19 protein-coding genes are annotated in these 16,635 nt (G+C 66.0%); 13 read left to right on the top strand and 6 right to left on the bottom strand.

Annotated elements, in window-relative coordinates:
- The first annotated feature begins 4 nt into the window (after positions 1 to 4).
- Complete coding sequence (locus tag HQ314_RS04995) at positions 5 to 1,336, top strand: MFS transporter (RefSeq protein WP_235578968.1); 1,332 nt, start codon at positions 5 to 7, stop codon at positions 1,334 to 1,336.
- Positions 1,333 to 1,929 carry a GyrI-like domain-containing protein gene (locus HQ314_RS04990; protein WP_222649389.1) on the top strand — a complete coding sequence of 199 codons (597 nt, stop codon included), beginning with the start codon at positions 1,333 to 1,335 and terminating at the stop codon, positions 1,927 to 1,929. The genes HQ314_RS04995 and HQ314_RS04990 overlap by 4 nt, the downstream gene beginning before the upstream one ends.
- Here HQ314_RS04990 and HQ314_RS04985 read toward each other — a convergent pair.
- Both HQ314_RS04985 and HQ314_RS04980 read right to left on the bottom strand, forming a co-directional pair.
- Positions 1,926 to 2,735, bottom strand: coding sequence for an alpha/beta fold hydrolase (locus tag HQ314_RS04985; RefSeq protein ID WP_222649388.1), 810 nt, complete (start codon positions 2,733 to 2,735; stop codon positions 1,926 to 1,928). The two genes, HQ314_RS04990 and HQ314_RS04985, sit on opposite strands and share 4 nt — an antisense overlap.
- A gap of 20 nt (positions 2,736 to 2,755) precedes the next feature.
- Positions 2,756 to 3,433 (bottom strand): TetR family transcriptional regulator, encoded by a 678-nt coding sequence (locus tag HQ314_RS04980; RefSeq protein WP_056446144.1) that lies wholly within the window; start codon positions 3,431 to 3,433, stop codon positions 2,756 to 2,758.
- A gap of 202 nt (positions 3,434 to 3,635) precedes the next feature.
- On the opposite strand from HQ314_RS04980, the gene HQ314_RS04975 reads away from it, so the two are divergent.
- Genes HQ314_RS04975 through HQ314_RS04965 form a run of 3 tightly spaced genes read left to right on the top strand, consistent with a single transcriptional unit; the run spans position 3,636 to position 6,259 of the window.
- Entirely contained in the window at positions 3,636 to 4,757 is a 1,122-nt protein-coding gene (locus tag HQ314_RS04975) for a ferredoxin reductase (protein WP_222647481.1), read from the top strand.
- Positions 4,758 to 4,787: 30 nt separating this feature from the next.
- Positions 4,788 to 5,999, top strand: a complete 1,212-nt coding sequence (locus tag HQ314_RS04970) for an acyl-CoA desaturase (protein ID WP_222649387.1) — start codon at positions 4,788 to 4,790, stop codon at positions 5,997 to 5,999.
- 11 nt (positions 6,000 to 6,010) lie between these two features.
- The gene (locus HQ314_RS04965) at positions 6,011 to 6,259 is read left to right on the top strand and encodes a hypothetical protein (protein WP_027505620.1); all 249 of its coding nucleotides are present in this window, start codon (positions 6,011 to 6,013) and stop codon (positions 6,257 to 6,259) included.
- A gap of 195 nt (positions 6,260 to 6,454) precedes the next feature.
- On the opposite strand, the gene HQ314_RS04960 is transcribed toward HQ314_RS04965, so the two are convergent.
- On the bottom strand, positions 6,455 to 6,661 hold the full coding sequence (locus tag HQ314_RS04960; protein WP_261769331.1) for a PASTA domain-containing protein: 207 nt from the start codon (positions 6,659 to 6,661) through the stop codon (positions 6,455 to 6,457).
- Here HQ314_RS04960 and HQ314_RS04955 point away from each other — a divergent pair.
- Entirely contained in the window at positions 6,660 to 6,902 is a 243-nt protein-coding gene (locus HQ314_RS04955; RefSeq protein WP_222638609.1) for a hypothetical protein, read from the top strand. The two genes, HQ314_RS04960 and HQ314_RS04955, sit on opposite strands and share 2 nt — an antisense overlap.
- A gap of 34 nt (positions 6,903 to 6,936) precedes the next feature.
- On the opposite strand, the gene HQ314_RS04950 is transcribed toward HQ314_RS04955, so the two are convergent.
- The gene (locus HQ314_RS04950; RefSeq protein ID WP_222649386.1) at positions 6,937 to 7,596 is read right to left on the bottom strand and encodes an excalibur calcium-binding domain-containing protein; all 660 of its coding nucleotides are present in this window, start codon (positions 7,594 to 7,596) and stop codon (positions 6,937 to 6,939) included.
- Between the two features lie 241 nt (positions 7,597 to 7,837).
- Between HQ314_RS04950 and HQ314_RS04945 the strand changes: the two genes are divergently transcribed.
- Positions 7,838 to 9,016, top strand: a complete 1,179-nt coding sequence (locus tag HQ314_RS04945; RefSeq protein WP_222649385.1) for a winged helix DNA-binding domain-containing protein — start codon at positions 7,838 to 7,840, stop codon at positions 9,014 to 9,016.
- On the opposite strand, the gene HQ314_RS04940 is transcribed toward HQ314_RS04945, so the two are convergent.
- On the bottom strand, positions 9,005 to 9,781 hold the full coding sequence (locus HQ314_RS04940) for a LuxR C-terminal-related transcriptional regulator (protein ID WP_222649384.1): 777 nt from the start codon (positions 9,779 to 9,781) through the stop codon (positions 9,005 to 9,007). The two genes, HQ314_RS04945 and HQ314_RS04940, sit on opposite strands and share 12 nt — an antisense overlap.
- A gap of 66 nt (positions 9,782 to 9,847) precedes the next feature.
- Here HQ314_RS04940 and HQ314_RS04935 point away from each other — a divergent pair, with 66 nt between their 5' ends.
- Complete coding sequence (locus HQ314_RS04935) at positions 9,848 to 11,413, top strand: AMP-binding protein (protein WP_222649383.1); 1,566 nt, start codon at positions 9,848 to 9,850, stop codon at positions 11,411 to 11,413.
- On the opposite strand, the gene HQ314_RS04930 is transcribed toward HQ314_RS04935, so the two are convergent.
- Positions 11,377 to 11,796: a DUF732 domain-containing protein gene (locus HQ314_RS04930; protein WP_222649382.1), complete on the bottom strand. Its 420-nt coding sequence runs from the start codon at positions 11,794 to 11,796 to the stop codon at positions 11,377 to 11,379. The two genes, HQ314_RS04935 and HQ314_RS04930, sit on opposite strands and share 37 nt — an antisense overlap.
- 40 nt (positions 11,797 to 11,836) lie before the next feature.
- On the opposite strand from HQ314_RS04930, the gene HQ314_RS04925 reads away from it, so the two are divergent.
- The 5 genes from HQ314_RS04925 to HQ314_RS04905 all read left to right on the top strand — a co-directional run bounded on the left by HQ314_RS04925 (position 11,837) and on the right by HQ314_RS04905 (position 16,621).
- On the top strand, positions 11,837 to 12,475 hold the full coding sequence (locus tag HQ314_RS04925; protein ID WP_027505624.1) for a YoaK family protein: 639 nt from the start codon (positions 11,837 to 11,839) through the stop codon (positions 12,473 to 12,475).
- Positions 12,472 to 12,954: a Hin recombinase gene (locus HQ314_RS04920; protein WP_222649381.1), complete on the top strand. Its 483-nt coding sequence runs from the start codon at positions 12,472 to 12,474 to the stop codon at positions 12,952 to 12,954. Before HQ314_RS04925 ends, HQ314_RS04920 begins: the two co-directional genes overlap by 4 nt.
- 545 nt (positions 12,955 to 13,499) lie before the next feature.
- Complete coding sequence (locus HQ314_RS04915) at positions 13,500 to 14,474, top strand: IS481 family transposase (protein ID WP_222649380.1); 975 nt, start codon at positions 13,500 to 13,502, stop codon at positions 14,472 to 14,474.
- 675 nt (positions 14,475 to 15,149) lie between these two features.
- A complete protein-coding gene (locus HQ314_RS04910; protein WP_222649379.1) occupies positions 15,150 to 15,857 on the top strand; it encodes a hypothetical protein in 708 nt (235 codons plus the stop codon).
- Between the two features lie 74 nt (positions 15,858 to 15,931).
- The gene (locus tag HQ314_RS04905) at positions 15,932 to 16,621 is read left to right on the top strand and encodes a hypothetical protein (RefSeq protein ID WP_222647137.1); all 690 of its coding nucleotides are present in this window, start codon (positions 15,932 to 15,934) and stop codon (positions 16,619 to 16,621) included.
- Positions 16,622 to 16,635: the final 14 nt, after the last annotated feature.

Here is a 16,635-nt window from a genome sequence, read left to right as displayed (position 1 = left end):
AGACATGGTGGTCGTGGGCGCGCCCGGTGTCGTGACGAAGAAGCAGGTGCTGGCGTGGGGTTTCTGGGACTGGGGCGGCGCCGCCTTCCAGGCCGTGATCCTCACGTTCGTGTTCTCGGTGTACCTGACCGACTCGGTGGGTGCCGATCTGCCCGGCGGAGTGTCCGCCACGTCGTGGTTGGGGTGGTCGCTCGGCATCGCCGGAGTTCTGGTCGCGGTCCTGGCTCCCGTCTCCGGTCAGCGCAGCGATGCCAGAGGTCGCCGCAAACGGCTCCTCTTCGTACTGTCGACCGCGACCGTCGTGTGCATGGCGGCACTGTTCTTCGTGAAGGACGACTACCACTACCTGTGGCTGGGCCTGATCCTGCTGTCCGTCGCCTCGGTGCTCTTCGAGGTGGCGCAGGTGCCCTACACCGCGATGCTGCGTCAGGTCTCGACGCCCGACAATCTGGGTCGGGTGTCCGGATTCGGCTGGGCGATGGGCTATTTCGGCGGCATCGTCCTGCTGCTTATGTGCTACTTCGGGTTCATCGCCGGCGACGGCGACGAGCGGGGCCTGCTGGGCATCACCACCGAGGACGGCCTCAACATCCGGCTCGTGGCGCTGCTCGCGGCGGTGTGGTTCCTCGTGTTCTCGCTTCCCGTGCTCTTCGCGGTTCCCGAACTCCCCGTCACCGACCCCGAGGCGGCGGCCGCGCGAGCCGGCTACCTCGAGTCGTACCGCGTGCTGTGGCGCGACGTGTCCGAGCTGTGGCGCACCGACCGCCGCACCGTGTGGTTCCTCGTCGCGAGCGCTCTGTTCCGTGACGGTCTGGCCGGGGTCTTCACCTTCGGAGCGGTGTTGGCCGTCACCGTGTACGGCATCTCCAGTGCCGACGTGCTGCTCTTCGGGGTCGCCGCCAACGTCGTCGCCGCACTCGGCGCCGTCGTCGCGGGGCGTGTCGACGACGTGCTGGGGCCCAAGCTCGTCATCGTCGTCTCGCTCGTGTCGATGATCGTCGCCGGGCTGGTCCTGCTCGCCGTCTCGGGTCCCCTGATGTTCTGGATCTTCGGACTGATCCTGTGCCTGTTCGTCGGACCCGCACAGTCGGCGTCGCGCACCTTCCTGACCCGCATCGTCCCGCCCGGCCGGGAAGGCCAGATGTTCGGCCTCTACGCCACGACGGGACGCGCGGTCTCGTTCCTCGCTCCGAGCCTCTTCGGGCTCTTCGTCTTCCTCTTCGACGCGGATCGGGCCGGCATCATCGGCATCGTGCTGGTGCTGGCGGCCGGGTTGCTGGCCCTGCTCCGCGTCGCGGCACCCGAGGGTGATCGGGGGAGGGACGCAGCGGCGTGAAGGTCGACCACAAGAAGGAGATCGCGACGTACAGCGCTCGACTCGGGGTGTTCGACGTGGTCGAGGTGCCGCCGCTGCAGTACCTCACGATCGACGGGGACGGTGATCCGAACACGACCGCCTGGACCGACGCGGTGTCGTCTCTGTATCCGCTCGCGTACGGCCTGAAGTTCCTCGGCAAGCGTGAACTCGGCAGAGACCACGTGGTGATGCCGCTCGAAGCGCTGTGGTGGGCGGACGACTGGGCGTCGTTCACCCGCGAACGGGACCCGTCGCGATGGCGATGGACCGCGATGATCATGACCCCCGACTGGATCACGGCCGAGCATCTGGAGACCGTCCGCGAACAGAAGGCGGGCTCGCGGACAGGCGACGTGCGCCTGATACGTCTCGACGAGGGGCTGTGCGTGCAGACGCTGCACGTCGGGTCCTACGACGACGAGGCGCCGGTGCTCGCGCACATGCACGACGTCGTCGTCCCGGCGCACTCGCTCCGGATGACGGGACGTCATCACGAGATCTATCTCGGCGACCCACGGCGTGTGGTGGCCGACAAGCTGAGAACGATTCTGCGACAACCGGTCACGCGCTAACGCGCGAGGATCTCGTCCGCCAGTCGGTCCGGATCGTCCTCCGGCACCCAGTGGCTGACACTCAACTCGACGAACTCGTAGGGGCCGGTGACGTGCTGGGCACACCGCTCGGCGGCGGCGCGGCCGACCGCCGTGTCCTGGTTACCCCACACGTAGGTGGTCGGCACCTCGACGGACGGGAGATCCGCGAAGTCGCGCGTCATGGCGCGGTACCACTCCAGCGCGGCGGTGAGCGTCTCACGCCGGCCGACCACCGGAAGATGCTGCGAGACGATCGTCGGATCGGCGGCACCGGAGAACATGGCGATCAACCGGCGGGCGTCGTCCTCGAGCAGCAGATCCTCCGCCTTGCCGGGCTGACGGAAGAGCGTCATGTACTCGCTGCGCTTCTTCTGGTCCTCGTCTTCGCGGATCGCCCACCCGAAGGCGGCCGGGTGCGGGACGGACACTGCGGTGAGGGTGCGCACGCGATCCGGATGCAGCGCCGCGACGTACCAGGCGACGATCGACCCCCAGTCGTGCCCCACGAGATCGACTGCCGCGAAGCCCAGTTCGTCGAGCATTCCGATGACGTCGGCGACCAGCAGATCGATGCGGTAAGCGTCGGTACCGATCGGACGGGCACCGGGGGAGTACCCGCGCTGGTTCGGCACGACGACGTCGCGGCCCGCGTCCGCCATGCGGATCGCCACGTCGCGCCAACTCGCGGACGTCTCGGGAAAACCGTGCAGGAGAAGGGCCGGGCGGTCGCCGGGGGTTCCGTAGCGGTCCGCGTCGAAGGTCAGGTCACCGACTGAGATCTGCATGGGGAAAGGCTATCGGGTCCTCACGCTCCGAGGGCGGCTGCCGACGTCCGTGCGCCGCGGACGTTCCGAGGCTGCCACTGGCCCATTCCCAGCATGATCACGCGCAGCTGGGACAGCGCGCGTTCGACGATGTCGCGTTCGGCCGCGCCGGCGGGCGTCACCTCGACCAGGTCCACCACCGTCGCCAGCATCGTGTTGACGATGAGGTCGGCGACCATCTCGAGATCGTCGCCGGGCCACGACGACAGGGCGGGGATCCGGGACAGGTCCTGAGTGAGCTCGTGCACGATCATTCGCAGTTCGGTCTCGATCGCGCGCCGGACCTCCACCACCCCGCCGGACCGTTCACGGATCAGGAAGCGGAACTGGACGTCGTGTTCGCGGATCTCGCCCACCAGCAGTTCGAGCGACTCGCGCGCGTTGTCCGCGGACGGGTGACGACGGACGTCGCGCAGGATCTTGCGAAGGACGCGCATGCTGTCCTCGACGACCGCGACTCCGAGGTCCTCCATCGACGCGAAGTGGCGGTAGAAGGCTGTCGGGACGATTCCGGCCGCACGGGTGACCTCGCGGAGGCTCACGCTGGAGAAACTGCGGTCCGCGATGGCGTCCAGCGTTCCGTCCACGAGTGCCCGCCGGGTGCGTTCCTTGCGTTCGGCCCTGCTGGCCGTCGTGGAACCTACGGAATTCTCGGACATTCCTCGACATTAACCGACATCGGTGTATGGGTGTGCACTTCCGCCGCGCGAGAGCCTGGCGGGTCACTGCTGCTCACGGTACGTGTCCGTCGTCACATTGGCCTTGAAAGTTGCCGGTACGGGCTGTCACACTCGGTTCCAGTGAACGAGTGTGCACTGGAGAAGTGATCCGGTCACCGGCCCGTCATTCGAGGAGGACGACTTGAGCATCGCCACCACCCCCACATCGCGCGGCCGTCGCAGTTCGCTGCTGTCCAGGTTGCGGCCCCGGTTGCTCGAGACGCTGACGACGCCGCACGCGGTCGATCGGTACCTCGAACTCGTCGACCCCATGATGACTGTCGACGACATGCGCGCCGAGGTGGTGGCCGTCCGTCACCAGACTGCCGACACCGTCACGCTGACGCTGCGCCCCACGTGGCAGTGGAAGGGGTTCTCCGCCGGCCACTTCGTGCAGATCGGTGTCGTGGTCGACGGCGTCCGGCACACGCGTTGCTACTCCCCGGCAGGTACCGCCGGAACCGACGACGACACGATCGAGCTCACCGTCAAGGCTCAGCCCGACGGCATCGTGTCCAATTACCTGGTCGCCTCGGCGAAGCCCGGTCTCGTGGTCAATCTCGCGCCGGCCACGGGCACCTTCGAGCTCCCGAGCCCGCGGCCGGACCACGTTCTGCTGATCAGTGGTGGAAGCGGCATCACCCCGGTGATGTCGATGCTGCGCACGCTGGTGCACGAGGGGTACACCGGACGCGTGGCGTTCCTGCACTACGCCTACACGGAGAACGACGTCTGCTACCGCGCCGAACTCGACCGCATCGCGGCCGAGAACGACAACGTGGACGTTCTGTACGCGTACACCGATCAGCAGAACGGTGGTCATCTGCACGGATTCTTCGACACCGAGCATCTGAACGTCGCAGCACCCTGGCACGCCTCGGCGCAGACGTTCCTGTGCGGGCCGCCCGGGTTGATGAAGGGTGTCAGGTCGGTGTTCGACGAACTCGGACTCTCCGAGTCGTTGTTCTCGGAGGAGTTCGTCACCGCAGTTCCGGTCGTCGACGGGGATGCCTCGGGAACCGTGTCGTTCTCGGGTTCGTCCGTCGAGGCGGAGAACGACGGCGCCACCCTCCTGGAGCAGGCCGAGAATGCCGGGCTGACACCGGAATTCGGCTGCAGGATGGGAATCTGCTTCACCTGCACGGCAATCAAGAAGTCGGGATGCACCCGCAACGTCAAGACCGGTGAGCTCGACTCCGATCCGGACAACGAAATCCAGCTCTGCATCTCCGTCCCCGTGGGCGACGTCGACATCGACGTCTGACCCATCCACATACTCGAAGAGGAGGTCACCATGTTCGGACTCTCACTGTCCTTTCTCCCGTTCATCGGTTCCAGCTCGGCGCCCGACACCGCGACGTCCGGCGTCGACGTGATGGACGAGCCGGGAACCGACGGACCCGTCGTCCTGAGCTACGAAGCCGTGGAGGAACTCGGACGCAAGCTCGACGACCTGCGCGCCCGCACCGTCGCGGATCTGGGTCAGGAGGACCGCGACTACATCTTCAAGATCATCAAGGCGCAGCGCGGACTCGAGGTCGCCGGTCGCGGACTGATGTACTTCGGCTTCTTCCCGCCGGCCTGGATCGCCGCCGTCAGCGCCCTGAGCCTGTCGAAGATCCTCGACAACATGGAGATCGGTCACAACGTCATGCACGGCCAGTACGACTGGATGCGTGAGCCGGGCCTGAATTCCAAGGTCTTCGAGTGGGACAACACCTGCCCCGGTGACCAGTGGCGCCACTCGCACAACTACATGCACCACACGTACACCAACATCCTCGACATGGACCGCGACATCGGTTACGGCATCCTGCGGATGGACAGCGCGCAGAAGTGGAACCCGTACTACCTGGGCAACCCGATCTACGCGTTCCTGCTCATGACCTTCTTCGAGTGGGGCGTCATGATGCACGACCTGGAGGCCGAGAACGTCATCCAGGGCAAGCGCAAATGGCACGACGTCAAGCCCCTGCTCGAGGGCTGGTGGAAGAAGGCCGGACGACAGGTCCTCAAGGACTACATCGTCTTCCCCGCGCTGACCGGGCCGATGTTCGTCCCGACGCTGGTGGGCAACTTCACCGCCAACATCGTCCGCAACGTGTGGGCATACTCGATCATCTTCTGCGGCCACTTCCCGACGGGCGTGCAGACGTTCACCGTCGAGGAGACCGCGCAGGAGACCCGCGGCCAGTGGTACGTGCGTCAGATGCTCGGCTCCGCAAACATCGAGGGTGGCAACCTGTTCCACATCATGTCCGGCAACCTCTCGCACCAGATCGAGCACCACCTCTTCCCCGACCTGCCCGCGCACCGCTACCCGCAGATCGCGCCCGAGGTCAAGGCGCTCTGTGAGGAGTACGGCCTTCCGTACAACACTGGTGGCTTCCTCCATCAGATCGGTACTGTGTGGGGCAAGATCTTCCGACTCGCCCTTCCCGACCGGTTCACCGGTGTGGACAAGGTGACCGGTGTGATCATCGAGCGCGAAAAAGCTGCAGCCTGAGAGGTAGTGCCATGGTCGGCAAGTTCGAACGCAACAAGGACACCGTGCAGGAACTGACCGAGTCCGCGGCGACCCACGTCGGACGCATCGCGGTCATCATCGCCACGGCAGTCCGCGACGTCACCCGCGAGATCGGTGACCTCGTCACCGACGGCATCGAGATGAGGGAAGCGTCGCGCCGGGCGCAGTCCGACACGCGCACCTTCGAGGTGATCGAGGGGGACTTCGAGGAGTCGTCCAGGCGGTCGAACGGTCGCTGACCCGGAGCCTCACGACGGCGCCGCACCCATGACGGGTGCGGCGCCGTTGTCGTGTGGGGTGCCGGCTCGGTCGTTGCCGTTGCGCTCCGCGGTTGCCAAGCGGCCGGTGCGCGGTTGCCGGGCGCAGCGCGCGGTGGAGCGCGCAGGGTGTGGAGTGCGCGGAGCGACGGGCGGTGCGCGCGGCGGTGGGTTCCGTCAGGAACAGTCGCCCGGTTCGCCGAGCTTCACCACCGACAACACCGCTTCCCCCTCGGTGACCAGTGCGCCCGGCTCCGGGCTTTGTGCCACCACCGACCAGTTCGCGTCGAGGACCTGATTCCTGCCGGCGCCGGTCGCATCGTCGCTTCTGGAGTAGAAGACCCCGGCGGCTTGGATCAGATCTTGAGCGTCCTGCAAGTTCATGCAGACCACCGCCGGCATGGATGCCGGCGCTGCCACAGGTGCGGGAGCTGGAGCAGATGTGACCACTGCGGGAGGTTCCGCCACCGCTGAAGTAGTGGCCGGTACGCGTGACGCTGTCGCTTCAACGGTGACCGTCTCTGTCGATGTTTCGACCGTGGTGGTGGTTCCGGAGTCGCTTTCGCTGCCGCACGCCGTGATCATCAGTGCCGAAATCGCCGTGAACGCAAGCACTGCCGCGTGACCACGCCTCGAAGGCCGTCTCGTCCTGTCGAGTGTCATCGCGTCGGCTCGCAGCCGACACCGTCGTTGTCGCGATCGAGCCCGGCGCGGTAGCCGGGCTGACCGCGCAGCACGGGTGCTGCGCCACGTGCTCGAGCATCGTCGCAATTCTCGTAGTAGACGCCGCTCGGCTGAGGTGCTGCCTGCGGACGGGGTTGCGGTGCCGGGGTACCGCAGTTCGCCGACCACAAGCCTGCACCGACCTGGCGAGCGCCGTTCTCGGCATCTCGAATTTCCGCGGAGCGCGACACCTCTCCGCTCGCCCTTGCGGCGCCGGCGCGGGTGGCTTCCACGTTGTGATTCCACCCGTCCACGCGAACTATGTAGGCGGGAAGCTCTCCAGAGGCGTCGGCATTGCCGAGTGACGGATCGACGATCACGGCGACGAGCTGCCGCTCGAGTGCGGATCGCGTGAAGTCCCGCGACTGGGGTCCGTAGCATTCGTTCAGCTCGGGAGCGTCAGCTCCTGCGATTCGCACGGTGATCGCACCGCGGGTCACGTCGACGACGCGAACAGAGTCGCCGTCGACGACCTCGGTCACGAACGCGGACGGAAGGGTCGGAGCAGGATCGGCCGACGCGGGCGCGGCTGCTGCAAGGGCGACGACGACGGCGCCGCAGGACACCACGCCGACACCGGCAATAAAGCGCTTCATTGAGGGACCTCGGTCTAAGGGGGTGTTTAAGAACGGCTGATAGTAACCAGACCGCGGGGTTCGAGAGGATGCTTTCGCGAGGTTTGCGACTTTGCCGGGCGCAGCGCGCGGTGGAGCGCGCAGGGTGTGGAGTGCGCGGAGCGACGGGCGGTGCGCGCGGTGAGCACCCCTGGAGCGGAGCCCAAACGGAGCAACGCGCGGCTTGGGTGCGCACGGCGGCGGGGTCGGTCACACTGTCCCGATGGAGGTGACGGACGAGGAGCGGCGCCACCTGCTGGTGCGCCGTCATGCGGTCGGCGCGGGTATGGCGCTGACGCCGGCGGAGGTGACGACGCGACTGGTGGCCCTGCACGCGACGGATCCGGCCACTGTGTCTCTGCAGGTGCTGGCGCGTTCGACCACGGCGACGCTCGATGCCATGCGCGACGCGATGTACACCGATCACAGTCTGGTGCGGGTGATGGCGATGCGGCGCACGTTGTTCGTCATCGACAGGACGTTCATGCCGATCGTGCAGGCCGGCGCGAGCGCGGGAGTGGCGCGGACTCTGCGAACTCGCCTCGTCAAACAACTGTCGACCATGCCGACGGATCCGGTGATCGACGACGTGCCGACGTGGCTGGACCGGGTGGAGCGCGATGTCGATGCGGCGCTCGCGGCAGCGGGAACCGCCACGGGAGCCGAATTGTCCACGGCTGTACCGCAGTTGCGTACCGCGTTCCTCCCGACGACGGACAAGGCATACGACGTCCGGCGTTACGTGACGTCGCAGGTGCTGACCCTGTTGTCGGCCGAAGGTCGGATAGTTCGGGTGGAACCTCGGGGTTCGTGGACTTCTCGCCACCACACGTGGGCCCCTGTCGGTTACTGGTGGCCCGACGGTGTACCGGACATGGACGAAGCCGAGGCGCGTGTCGAACTGGCACGCGCATGGCTCGAGTCGTTCGGTCCGGCGACCATGGACGATCTGCAGTGGTGGACGGGCTGGAACAAGGGTCACACCACGAAGGCGGTGGCGGCGCTGGACACGGTGGAGGTCGAGCTCTCCTCAGGACCGGGAATCATGCTCCGCGACAGCGATATCGACGGAATACACGGTGGGGTAGCGCTGCTGCCGGCTCTCGACGCGACACCGATGGGCTGGAAGGATCGGAGGTGGTTCCTGCCGGACGAGTACCGACCGGATCTGTTCGACACGTTCGGCAACGTCGGCCCCACGGTGTGGTCGAACGGCCGGGTGGTCGGCGGTTGGGCCGTATGCGGCGCCGGTGAGGTGGTGTTCCGGTTGTTCGAGAAGGCCGACGAGGAGCAGGTCGCGGCGGAGGCTGCACGTCTCGAGACCCATCTCGACGGCGCGTCCATCACCCCGACCTTTCCGACTCCGCTCGAGAAGGCGCTGCGGACAGGATCAGGGAACTAGGCCTGCACGCCGGGCGGCGTGCGCGGCTTCGTGTCTGGTCGACGCGTCGAGCTTGGCCATGATCGACTTCATGTAGCTCTTGACTGTGGACACGGTGAGGCCGAGCTCCTCGGCGATGGCGATGTTCGACCGGCCCAGCGCCACCAGCGACAACACGTCCCGTTCGCGGGCCGTCACGTGCGGAGCGGACGGTGTCGGTGCGGCGGGTTCCAGGAAGGCGCGCATCGAGTCGAGCACGGACGTGAGCTCGGGTGCGTCCGACCGTGCCGCGACTGCCCGCAGCCGCGTGTACGTCTGACGGACGTCCTCGCGCAGCCGGTCGGCATCGCGCCGCGCCTCGTCGACGGCGAGGTCCTGGCCCAGAACCCCCGCTTCGAGGGTCAGCACGTCGAGCACGCGATCCCCGATGTGCCCGGCCGTGTGCATCGCGCCGTAGAGCACGCCGACGGCTGTCCGCCCGACGACGACGGGGGCGGCGATCATGGCGCGCAGGCCCTCGGCGGAGATGATGGCGTCGTATCGGTGGCTGATCTTCGGAGTCCGCATGTAGTCGTCGAGCGCGACGGTGCGATTGACCTGCAACACCTTGCCGCCGAGACCGTGACCTGCCTCGAGTTCGACACCGTCGAGCGCCCCGACGGACTGCCCGGCGAAATGGCGCAGCGTCAATCGCCGTCCCGCGGTCATGACTCCGCCGAAAGCGAGCGTGACGCCCGAACCGGCGCGCAACCGGTCCACGGCGGCGTCGAAACGTGTGTCGATCATGGTCTCCGTCTTCCTACCCTCTTCGGAGGGTATCGGGCCGCGAGTGTTCCGCGCCACACTCTCACCATGACGACCTTGACCGACGATGTCGCACGCCTGCTGGCGACCTACGGATCCGCCGACGCCGACCTCGCCGCCCTGCTGTGCGACGACCACGACCCGGCGGCGATCGCGTTCACCTTCATCGAAGGCGATCTCACGGCGCGCGACCTCACCTACGGCGAGCTGCACGAGCTGTCGGCGCGATTCGCGACGGGCCTCGCCGAGATGGGCGTCGGCCGGGGTGACCGCGTGGGAGTGTTGATGAGCAAGCGGCTCGAACTGGTCGTCGCCCTGCTCGGGCTCTGGCGACTCGGCGCGGTGCACGTCCCGCTGTTCACCGCCTTCGCTACTCCGGCGATCGCGATGCGCGTCGAGGCCGCGCAGGCGCGCGTCGTCATCACCGAGACCGACCAGCGCGAGAAGCTCGACTCGATCGAGGGCATCACGGTGATCGAGACGGGGGAGGGCTTCGACGCTCTGGTTCGTGAGCACGAGCCGATGGCGGCCTCGGTGGCCGTGGGCGGCGACGGTGTGATGATCCAGCTCTTCACCAGCGGCACGACGGGGAAGCCGAAGGGCGTGCCGGTGCCTGTGTCGGCGCTGGCGTCGTTCGTTGCCTACATGACCTACGGCCTCGACGTGTCCGAGGACGACGTCTTCTGGAACGCCGCCGACCCCGGCTGGGCCTACGGGCTCTACTACGCCATTCTCGGCCCGATGGCGATGGGCCGTCGCAGTCTGATGCTGCATGCCGGCTTCACCCCCGCGCTCACGGTCGCGGTGATGCAGAAGTTCGAGGTCACCAACTTCGCGGCGGCGCCGACGGTGTACCGGAGCCTGAGCAAGGACCCGTCGGTCGGTGGCATCACGTTGCGACGGGCGTCGTCGGCGGGGGAGCCGCTGACGCCGGACGTTCTGGTGTGGTCGGAGTCGGCGCTCGGCGTGCCGGTGCGTGATCACTATGGCCAGACCGAGCACGGGATGGTCATCGTCAACGCCTGGCACGATGCGGTGCGTGAGCCGCTGATCCCTGGTTCGATGGGAAAGCCGTTGCCGGGCTTCACCGCCGGAGTCGTCGAGGATCAGATCGGCTTCGAGGTGGCGGGCAGCCCGCTGATGTGGTTCACCGGATACGTCGACGCTCCCGACAAGACTGCCGAACGGTTCACCGACGACGGGTCCTGGTACCTGACGGGCGATGCCGGACGCATCGAGAACGGCTCCTACTTCTTCTCCGCGCGTAACGACGACGTCATCATCATGGCCGGCTACCGGATCGGGCCCTTCGACGTCGAAAGCGTTCTCGTGGAACACCCGTCGGTCATGGATGTGGCGGTGGTGGGCCAACCCGACGACATCCGCGGAGAGGTGATCGAGGCGTACGTCGTTCTGGCGGAGGGCGTCTCGGGTACCGCCGAGTTGGAGTTCGAGCTGCAGCAGCTGGTGAAGTCCAACTTCGCCGCGCACGCCTATCCGCGCACGGTGCACTTCGTCGACGCACTGCCCAAGACGCCCAGCGGCAAGGTGCAGCGCTTCCTGCTGCGCCGGAGCCGTCAGCCGGGCAGCAGCGCTCGGAACTCGGGGCAGTAGGCGCCGATCGCGGTACCGACGATGGCGCCCGCGGCGCTTTCGTCCCATTTGCCGCGGCTGCCCGTCGTGACGGCGTCCACCTCGGCGATCACCGGCTGCCCCTGCTGCAGTTCGGCGCAGATGCCGCGCCCGAGAATCTTCATCGTCTCCGGGTTGGTGTACTCGATGGCGCCACTGTCCAACCCTGCGATGAAGAGGTCGTCCGCGGCGACGGCGTCGGGCCCCGTCGGCACGGAGGGACCGGCCACCGCCGGCGTGCTGGGCGCCTCGGACGTCGCGGTCGCCGGAGCCGGGTCGTCGGCCGGGGGTGTCGCCGGGTCACCGCCGCACCCCGCCACGCTCAGAGTCGCGAGGAGGAGAAGGGTAGCGGTGCGGCGGGTCACCGGTGCGACGTTACCGCTCTCGTGGTGATCCAATGACCGCGTGAAGCGCACCCACGACCGCCGCCGCGATGCCCACGTGGCGCTGGGTCTCGCCGCTGTGGCGGGCTTCGTCGACGCCGTCGGCTTCCTCGCTCTCGGCGGCTTCTTCGTCTCCTTCATGACGGGCAACACCACTCGGGCGGCCGTCGAACTCACTGCGGGACATCTCGGTGCGGCGTCCGTCGGGCTCGTGGTGATCGTGTCGTTCGTGGGCGGGGTCGTCACCGGGTCGCTCGTCGGCGACCTTGCCGGCCGGCGACGTAAGACCGTCGTCCTCCTGCTCGTCGCGGTACTGCTGGCGGCGGCCGGCGTCGTGCACCTCGGCGGCGGCGCGACCCTGGTGTCCGCTCTGATCGTGGCGGCAGCGATGGGCGCCGAGAACGCGGTGTTCGAGCGGGACGGCGGCATCAGCCTCACGTACATGACCGGGACGCTCGTGACCATGGCACGCACGATCGCCGCTCGGATCCAGGGGCGCAGCTCGGAATCCTGGGTCCGCCCGCTGTTGATGTGGGCTGCGCTCGCGGGCGGAGCGATTCTCGGCGCCGCGGCCTTCGCGATCGTCGGACTCGGCGCACCCGTGGTGGCGCTGATCGCGGTTCTCGTGGCTGCCGTCGTCGTCTTCTCGATGGGCGAATGAGCGCCGTGGTGCGCCTACGCGAATCGCTTTCAAGACAAAACACCCCGTTGACCGGGCTGTGTCGGGAGGTGGACCTGCTACTTGCAGGCGCACCGCACCGCGGAGAACCGCAGGTCAAGGTAGAGAAACACAACTACCGACCTCAACGTCGGCTGTCCGAGCCTGAGCTGGACCAGCTCGTTGCGGAGTACATGTCTGGCAAGACAGCACCGCAAGTCGCCGAGTTGTTCGGGATCCATCGGCAGACTGTCGCCCGGCTGCTCGCGAGCAGGGGAGTGGCGACTCGTTCGCGAGCTCGCATCGACGCAAAGCTGCTCGCTGAGCTGACGTGGCACTACGAGCGAGGGAAATCCACCGTGGAGCTGGGCCGGCAGTACGGCCTCGCGGCCAGCAGCGTCGGCAAAGCCCTGAAGAAGTCGGGTGTAACGCTGCGGCCACCCAAGTTCAACCGGTGGACAACCCGAGATGAGGAGACGTAGTCAGGCAGCTCTGTCCTGGGCGTCGTTGTTCTTGCGGTCCTCTTTCTGGATCTCGATCGCCAGTGTGACGATTGCTCGTGCCAGTTGGCGCAGGTCAGGATCGGGCCTGATGACTGATCGAACAGCCAAGGCCCTGCCGCGGCACCTATGGACAGCGCGGCGGTACAAGTATCGCCTTTGCCTTGAAGTCAGCCTCTCGACACGTCAGACCAGCCCTCCGACCGTAGACACAGCGGCTACCTAGGGGGAAGTCCGCAATCGGTAGGTCTAGACGGTCTGACCGCACCGGCAGAAGACCTAAGCCCTGTCTTCGCACGCCAACTCGGCCACGCTTGATGCACAGATAACTCCTGCTCAGACGTTCGCTCTAACGCACGCGCGCACTGATTGCGGGTGGCGCGACACTGTGGTACGCCCTACCACGTATCGAGGACGCGCACGTGTAATGGTCAGGGACGTTGTGGACGGCGTGGCGACAACAGATAGGTGAGGACCTCCGGTATCGGTGTGGTTACCACAACTGCACCGACAACCGAGAGGTCCTCGTGTCCCACGCTAACGCCTCCCTCACCCCGAAGGGACGATTGAAGCTCGCGAGTTCGATCGTCGACGACCACTGGTCCATCCGGCGGGCCGCCGAACGCTTCCAGGTCTCACCGACCACCGCCAAGAAGTGGGCCGACCGGTACCGGGCCGGCGGGGCGCCGGCGATGATCGACCGGTCCAGCCGGCCCCGCCGCAGCCCCGCGCGCACACCGAGACGCACCGAACGACGAATCGTGGCGCTGCGCTTCACCAACCGGTGGGGACCGCACCGGATCGCCTACCACCTGCACCTGCCGCGCAGCACCGTCTCCGCGGTCCTGGCCCGCTACCGGATGCCGCTGCTGCGCCACCTCGACCAGAACACCGGCCTGGCGGTGCGCCGCCCCGCACCCCGCCGCTACGAACACCCCGCCCCCGGCGACCTGATCCACATCGACATCAAGAAACTCGGCCGGATCCCCGACGGCGGCGGGCACCGCACACTCGGCCGCACGATCGGCAACCGGCACAACAAGAAACAAGGCCGCGGCTACGCGTTCGTCCACCACGCCGTCGACGACCACTCCCGGCTCGCCTACTCCGAGATCCTCGGTGACGAACGCAAGGAGACCGCCGCCGGTTTCTACCGGCGCGCCGCCGCGTACTTCACCGACCACGGCATCACCATCGCCAGAGTGCTCACCGACAACGGATCCTGTTACCGGTCAACACTGTTCGCCGAAGCACTCGGATCGGTGGTGCACAAGCGCACCCGCCCCTACCGACCGCAGACCAACGGCAAAGTCGAACGATTCAACCGCACCCTCAACCAGGAATGGGCCTACGCCCACACCTACCTCTCCGACGAAGCCCGCGCAGCGACCTACCAGGACTGGGTCCATCACTACAATCACCACCGACCCCACACAGGCATCGACGGCAAGTCACCCATCGAGCGACTCACCGTCCACAACCTCCCCGCGAAGAACAGCTAGCTCAAGACCACGATTCGAGCTGCAGGCCAAGATCGCGTCTCTGCAATGCGAGGGTTCAGCCACCGCCCGCAACCGATCTGTTGGTCGGTTGACTGCCGCACACATCCTCGTCTGCGAAACCCCGTCCCGCGCATCCGCGTTGAGTCTGGAGAGAGTTCTGGCTCGTTCGCACTAAGCCATCAAAACACTCTGGCGCTTGCACGTATGTTCCATGCGGCCGCAGGCAGCAGCCTGCGTTAAGCACGCTTTGTGACAGTTGTGGCTTGAGTCAGCGATTCTAGAGGTTGGAACAGGCGTGAAGTAGTGCGTTATACCGCACTTTGGGTGACTACCCACGGGCTTCTGTTCTGGATCGGGAGATCGTCCACGTGCGCGGGCGAGACCCGGCGTTCGGCATTTCTCATGACTTCGGCTACCTAAATACCACTGGGTCGCTTAAGGTCGAATTGTCCCCCTCGATTCGACTGTCACAGTCGGCTTCCCGCCCGTTATCGCCTGGAGGTTCCTTTGCATCAAGCACGCGGCCACATATTTCCCCGCGGCCTGTTACTGGGTGTGTCTGTCGCCATCTCCTGTGTGCTTGCCCCGAGTGCTGCTCTTGCGCAACCTACTTCAGATCCAAGCCCGCCTACTGCCAGTGTGCCCTCGGACCCGTCTTTGGCAGACACTCCCTTCGTGGATGTGCCTGGAGCGAGCCAACAGTGTGTTGATACTGCTCTGGACAGAGGTGTTGGCAACTGGGTATGCAATGGTGCTGTTCTCACGACGTCGGTTGGTAATGAGGTTCTACCAGTCGTTCCAAGGCCCAACCTGGTGGATCCCGGCGCACAACGGAGAGCTGATGAACCGCCGGATGACCCGGACCTCTGGTGCGAGCCAGATTCGTCCTCACCGTGCAAGTTCACTCGAAGCGAGAACGTTGCGATCAGCAAGAGCAATCTCATCTATGGGAACGAGGATGGGGTGCTGGGCACATTCGACTACTACATGAGGTTGAACTTGAACGGGCGGTCGGCTCGGTACACCACCACAATCACTCATGATGAGGGCCCTCGGCTCACGTTCTTACGGCACGACATTAAATGCCGAGAGAACATCGGCGGAGGTACACCTGATGTGAACTGTGGTTATACGCCCATGGGTTCCGGGTTCAGCGTCTCAGACGTGCCTGGCAACTACTCCTATACAGCCACCGAAGTGCAGGGCCCCCGGCTGGAGGACGCTGGTACCTATTTCGCCGAGGGCGTGGTGCAGTTTCAGCCAGAAGGCTACGACTACGTGTACCTCGTCCCGGAGGTCGCCGGAATATTCGGCCCGGGTCCGCAGAGTGAACGATACATATGCCCTCGATTCGACGGTGACTGCTACTTCAACTACCCGTGAGCGGTCACTTACACACCGTACGACCATCCAAAAACTAGGAGGACACCATGAAACTTATCAGTAGAATTGCTCCAGTGACCTGCGCAGTTGCAGCTGTAGCGCTACTCGGTAGTGGCGTCGCACAAGCCGAGACGCGGACCGGCTGGATCGGTCCCACGCCGCCCGTCAACGGCACTGTTTACTTGCATACTTCGACGATCGACAACGGTGGCATTCCCACCGCAAGCACTCGAATCTATACTTCCTTTGGCTCGTCGGTGGCCCCCGGCACGATGGGAGCCAAAGCGCGGTTGTTTCGTGAGGGTGCACTCTGCAGCGCTACCGATTACCGCTTCAATGCGTTCATCACAAACGCTCAGAACGCGGCAACCACGCGCGATTGCGGTGCGGGTTTTTACAACAGCCATGGTTTCGTCGCGGTTCTGAATCCGACGAACGGAGCCCTCAGCGAGACCGTCACTTTCCCCACCGACCCGCTACAGTATCCGCCGGCAGCATCGGCGCGTCAGCAGAACAGTGCGCCCGAGGGGGAGTCCGGGGTGAACGGCGATGGCGTGTCGTACGGGGAAGCCCTAGGGGTTCAGGACGATGCCGACCTCCCGGAGTTGATCAGCGCGATCGGAACCGATGGGCAAGCCGGGTACATCCGATCAAGCGATCTCACTGCGGGTGCTGCCGACCCTGCAGCCGAGCCCGCGGTGCGAACCGTGCCGCTGCTCACGCGCGATGGTGAAGCGATCGGTACCTTCGAGATCAGTAGCTGACACCGTTGTGGCGG

Origin of the sequence: Rhodococcus sp. BP-332 (assembly GCF_019836065.1) — a bacterium.
Taxonomy (GTDB): domain Bacteria; phylum Actinomycetota; class Actinomycetes; order Mycobacteriales; family Mycobacteriaceae; genus Rhodococcoides.
The sequence above is the reverse complement of the archived record's forward strand: the minus strand, read 5'-3'. Positions and strand labels throughout refer to the sequence as shown.

Bases quoted from the DNA above. Each gene is read 5' to 3' on its own strand.
- HQ314_RS04935 (WP_222649383.1), top strand. From the start codon at position 9,848: ATGACGACCTTGACCGACGATGTCGCACGCCTGCTGGCGACCTACGGA.
- HQ314_RS04980 (WP_056446144.1), bottom strand. From the start codon at position 3,433: ATGTCCGAGAATTCCGTAGGTTCCACGACGGCCAGCAGGGCCGAACGC.
- HQ314_RS04985 (WP_222649388.1), bottom strand. From the start codon at position 2,735: ATGCAGATCTCAGTCGGTGACCTGACCTTCGACGCGGACCGCTACGGA.
- HQ314_RS04965 (WP_027505620.1), top strand. From the start codon at position 6,011: ATGGTCGGCAAGTTCGAACGCAACAAGGACACCGTGCAGGAACTGACC.
- HQ314_RS04940 (WP_222649384.1), bottom strand. From the start codon at position 9,781: ATGATCGACACACGTTTCGACGCCGCCGTGGACCGGTTGCGCGCCGGT.
- HQ314_RS04955 (WP_222638609.1), top strand. From the start codon at position 6,660: ATGCAGACCACCGCCGGCATGGATGCCGGCGCTGCCACAGGTGCGGGA.
- HQ314_RS04920 (WP_222649381.1), top strand. From the start codon at position 12,472: ATGAGCGCCGTGGTGCGCCTACGCGAATCGCTTTCAAGACAAAACACC.
- HQ314_RS04960 (WP_261769331.1), bottom strand. From the start codon at position 6,661: ATGAACTTGCAGGACGCTCAAGATCTGATCCAAGCCGCCGGGGTCTTC.
- HQ314_RS04950 (WP_222649386.1), bottom strand. From the start codon at position 7,596: ATGAAGCGCTTTATTGCCGGTGTCGGCGTGGTGTCCTGCGGCGCCGTC.
- HQ314_RS04945 (WP_222649385.1), top strand. From the start codon at position 7,838: ATGGAGGTGACGGACGAGGAGCGGCGCCACCTGCTGGTGCGCCGTCAT.
- HQ314_RS04995 (WP_235578968.1), top strand. From the start codon at position 5: ATGGTGGTCGTGGGCGCGCCCGGTGTCGTGACGAAGAAGCAGGTGCTG.
- HQ314_RS04970 (WP_222649387.1), top strand. From the start codon at position 4,788: ATGTTCGGACTCTCACTGTCCTTTCTCCCGTTCATCGGTTCCAGCTCG.